The following is a 3,996-nucleotide window of genomic DNA, read 5'->3' as shown; positions in this document are numbered from 1 at the left end:
GTCCTACCGGCGGGAGTACGGGGCGCGGTGGGTCTCGGCGATGCCGACGAACCTGTACGGGCCGGGCGACAATTTCGATCTGGAGTCGTCGCACGTGTTGCCGGCGTTGATCCGGAAGTTCCACGAGGCGACGGTCGCTGGTGCGCCGAGCGTGACGGTGTGGGGGACCGGGACGCCGCGGCGGGAGTTCCTGCACGTGGACGACCTGGCGGCGGCGTGTGTGCACCTGCTCGATGTCTACGACGATCCGGCGCCGATCAACGTGGGCACCGGGGAGGACGTGACGATCGCGGAGCTGGCGTCGCTGGTGGCCGCGACGGTGGGGTTCGCGGGGGAGATCGTGTACGACACGTCGCGTCCGGACGGGACGCCGCGCAAGGTGCTGGACGTGTCGCGGATCGCCGCGACCGGGTGGAAACCGCGGATCGGGCTCGCCGAGGGCCTCGCGTCGACCTATCAGTGGTACCTGGACCACCACGTGAACACAGACTCCACAGAAGGGGCCGACGCGTGAAGCGCGCTCTCATCACCGGGATCACGGGCCAGGACGGCTCGTATCTGACCGAGTTGTTGTTGTCGAAGGGCTATGAGGTCCACGGGATCATCCGGCGTGCCTCGACGTTCAACACGGGTCGGATCGAGCACCTGTACCAGGATCCGCACGATCCCGAGCAGCGCCTCGTTCTGCACTACGGGGATCTGACGGACTCGTCGCGGTTGGTGACGTTGATCGAGAAGGTGCGTCCCGACGAGGTGTACCACCTGGCGGCGCAGTCGCACGTGCGGGTGTCGTTCGACGAGCCGGAGTACACCGGGAACACGACCGGGGTGGGGACGACGCGGTTGCTCGAGGCGATCCGGATGGTGGGGATCGACACCCGCTACTACCAGGCGTCGTCGTCGGAGATGTTCGGGGCGACGCCGCCGCCGCAGTCGGAGGCCACGCCGTTCTACCCGCGCAGCCCTTATGGGGCGGCGAAGGTCTACGGGTACTGGATGGCGCGGAACTACCGTGAGGCGCACGGGATGTTCGCGGTGAACGGGATCCTGTTCAACCACGAGTCGCCGCGGCGTGGGGAGACCTTCGTGACTCGGAAGATCGCGCGGGCGGCGGCGCGGATCGCGCAGGGCAAGGAGGAGTTCGTCTACCTGGGCAATCTGGACGCGGTGCGGGACTGGGGGTTCGCCCCGGAGTACGTGGAGGGCATGTGGCGGATGCTGCAGGCCGACACCGCCGATGACTACGTGCTCGCCACCGGCACGGCCACCACGGTGCGCCAGTGGGTGCAGTACTGCTTCGACCACGTCGGCGCGGACTGGGAGGCCCACGTCCGGTTCGACGAGGGCTACCTGCGCCCGACCGAGGTGGACGCGCTGATCGGGGACGCCTCGAAGGCGCAGCGCGAGCTCGGGTGGAAGGCCCAGACGATGCCCGAGCAGCTCGCCCACATCATGGTCGACTCCGAGCTCCAGGACGTCGGCGCCACCCGATGACCGCAGTGGCCGCAGCGTCCCCCGTGCCTCCGGCCCCGGCGCACCCGGCTCCGTGACCGACGCCGGGCCGGACTCGGGCCGGCGGCCCGGCGGCACGCTGTCGCTCTTCCTCGGCCGCATCGGCGGGGTGGCCGGCGCGCTCGTGGTCGGGCAGCTCGTCCTCGGCGTCACCTACGTCGTCGGTGCCCGCTCGATCGCCCCCGCCACGCTCGGACTCGTCGCCACCTGCGCGGCGATCGGGCAGGTCGCCGCCGTCGTCGTCGACCTCGGCCTGATCAACTACCTGGTCCGGGAGACGGCCGCCGGGCGCGTCGAGGAGACGCGGGCCCGCGCCGTCGTCGCCGCCAAGCGACCCTGGGCGCTCGTCCTGCTCCTCGTCGTCGGGCTCGCCTCGAGCCTCGCCCTCGCCCCCGATCTGCCCAGTGCGGTCCTCCTCGCGTTCGTCGGGGTCGGGGTGTGGGAGGCGCAGAACGCCAACGGGCTGCTGCGTGCCCGGGAGCGCTTCGCGCGTGCGTCGACCGGCCAGCTCGTGGGACGGGTCGGGGGGCTCGTCATCGCGGTCGTCCTCGCCCTCGTCGGGACCGGCACCCTGGCGCTCGCGGCCGCCCTGCCCGCGTCGTTCCTGCTCGAGGCGCTGCTCGACCGCGTGTTCCTCGGCCCGGCGGGGGAGCGCCGACGTCGCCTGTCCGAGCTCGTCGGGCACCACCGGGAGGCGCTGGGCTTCGGGTTGGCGAACCTCGCCGCGTCGGCCCAGCAACTGGACACCCCGCTGGTGACGGCGGGCGCGGGCGCCTTCCAGGCCGGCCTCTACGCCGCGGGCGGGCGGCTGCTCGGCCCGCTGACCTTCCTCGCCAACTCCCTCGGCCTGGTGGCCTCGCCGTGGCTGGCCCGGGCGGGTGCCGACGAGGCCGCGTTGCGCGGCGAGGAGCGCCGCGTCCTGCGGGTCGGGGCGGCTCTCTGCCTGGCTCCGCTCGTGGCCGCCGTCGCCGGGCCGCCGCTCATCCCGCTGCTCCTCGGGCCCGAGTACGCCCGCTCCGGGACGGTGTTCGCGATCCTCGCGGTCGGTGCCGCCGTGGTGACCCTCAACCAGCCGTTCGCCGTCATCGCGCAGAACCGCGGCCGGCAGCGGGCGGTCGCCGTCGGGATCGCGACGGGCCTGACGATCGGCCTGCTCGCGACCCTCGTGCTCTCCTGGTGGGGCGGGGCGGTGTGGGCCGCCGTCGGATACGTGATCAGCCAGATCGTGATCTTCGTGCTGCTGGGGCTGGCCGCACGGCGGGCCCGCCGCGACGGCACGGGCGGGGTCACCCCCGCCGTCCCGGAGGGCCCGGAGATCAGCTGACATCGTGCTGCCGCTGCACCCGCCGCAGGAGGTGGCCGCCCGCCTGGCGGACCTCGCCGCGGCGGACGTCCTGGTCCGGAGTCACTAGGCGGTTGATCATGACGAGGGCACCGGACGGGTCGGTGCCCTCGCCATGATCAACTGCCTAGCGACCACCACGAGGAGCGCGCTTCCCGAAGTACCGGTCCCCGGCCTGGCACCACCAGGCAGTCGATCATGGAAATCCGCACGGCCGGTGGTGTGCGTCGTCCCATGACTCCCGGTGTCAGGAGCCCGACGTCGGCGTGCTCGTCGGGTTCGTGCGGGTGGCGCGCGTGCGCGCCGGGCGGGTCGCGGTCTCGGCGGCGTCCGGGCCACGCCCGGTGGTGCCTGCCCGTGGGGTGCGCGTGCGGGTGGTGCGGGCGCGCGCCGGCTTCTCCGCCTCGGCCGGCTCCTCGGCCTCGACGGTCGTGGTCGCGTCGGCCGGGGCGGACGCCTGACTGGTCGCGCGGGTCGCCCGGCGGGCACGCGTCTTCGTGCCGTTCGTCGACGACGGGGCCGCGGCGGCCTCGTCGCTGGGGGCCGGGACGGGCACGGAGGACGTCGTGACCTCGCGAGCCTCGGCCGTCCGGGCAGCGGCCGCCGTCGTGCCGGGCGAGGCCGAGCCGTTCACGGTCGAGCCGTTCGGGGTGTGGCCGGTCGACGTCGTCGGAGCGGGGGCGGCGCCGTTCGACGCGACGCCGTTCGTGTGCGGGCCGGTGCCGTTGGCGGCGGACGGCTCGACGTGGGCGCCGTCGGTGCGGGTCGGCGGGGCGTTCGTGGGCTCCGGCGAGCTCGACGCCGCGCCGGCCTCGACGGCGGGTGCCGGCTCGGCGGGCGTGGTGGCGGCGTTCCGGCGGGCGGCGCGCGGCTTCCGGGCGGGCTTCTCCGCCGCGGGCGTGGCCGACGCGGGGGTGGCCGACTCGGGTGTGGCCGACTCGGGTGTGGCCGACTCGGGCGTCGCCGCCTCGGTGGCGGCCGGGGTCGTGGTGCCCGGGGTCGTGGTGCCGGGGGTCGTCGTGCGGGCCTTCCGGGTCCGGGTCGCGGGGTTGGCCGCCGGCGAGGCGGTGGCCGATCCCGGCGTGGCGGGCTCGGTGGCGGGCTCGCCGGCCGGCTCGAGGGCCGCGTCGGTGACGTCCGGG

5 protein-coding genes are annotated in these 3,996 nt (G+C 74.2%); 4 read left to right on the top strand and 1 reads right to left on the bottom strand.

Annotated elements, in window-relative coordinates; genetic code table 11:
- From AC0CYZ_RS04915 to AC0CYZ_RS04905, 3 genes are all read left to right on the top strand, one after another.
- Positions 1-514, top strand: a 514-nt coding sequence (locus AC0CYZ_RS04915; protein ID WP_472212907.1) for an NAD-dependent epimerase/dehydratase family protein, incomplete at its 5' end; no start/stop codon positions are given.
- Positions 511-1,494 (top strand): GDP-mannose 4,6-dehydratase, encoded by a 984-nt coding sequence (gmd, locus tag AC0CYZ_RS04910; RefSeq protein ID WP_472212905.1) that lies wholly within the window; start codon positions 511-513, stop codon positions 1,492-1,494. The genes AC0CYZ_RS04915 and gmd, both read left to right, overlap by 4 nt.
- A gap of 52 nt (positions 1,495-1,546) precedes the next feature.
- Positions 1,547-2,836 (top strand): lipopolysaccharide biosynthesis protein, encoded by a 1,290-nt coding sequence (locus tag AC0CYZ_RS04905; protein ID WP_472212903.1) that lies wholly within the window; start codon positions 1,547-1,549, stop codon positions 2,834-2,836.
- 265 nt (positions 2,837-3,101) lie between these two features.
- Here AC0CYZ_RS04905 and AC0CYZ_RS04900 read toward each other — a convergent pair whose 3' ends face one another.
- Positions 3,102-3,410 carry a hypothetical protein gene (locus tag AC0CYZ_RS04900; RefSeq protein ID WP_472212901.1) on the bottom strand — a complete coding sequence of 103 codons (309 nt, stop codon included), beginning with the start codon at positions 3,408-3,410 and terminating at the stop codon, positions 3,102-3,104.
- Between the two features lie 10 nt (positions 3,411-3,420).
- Here AC0CYZ_RS04900 and AC0CYZ_RS04895 point away from each other — a divergent pair.
- On the top strand, positions 3,421-3,996 hold a 576-nt coding region (locus tag AC0CYZ_RS04895; RefSeq protein ID WP_472212900.1), incomplete at its 3' end, for a hypothetical protein.

It is taken from the genome of Actinomycetospora sp. (assembly GCF_055612215.1).
Note: the sequence above shows the minus strand (reverse complement) of the source record. Positions and strands in the feature narration are given on the sequence as shown.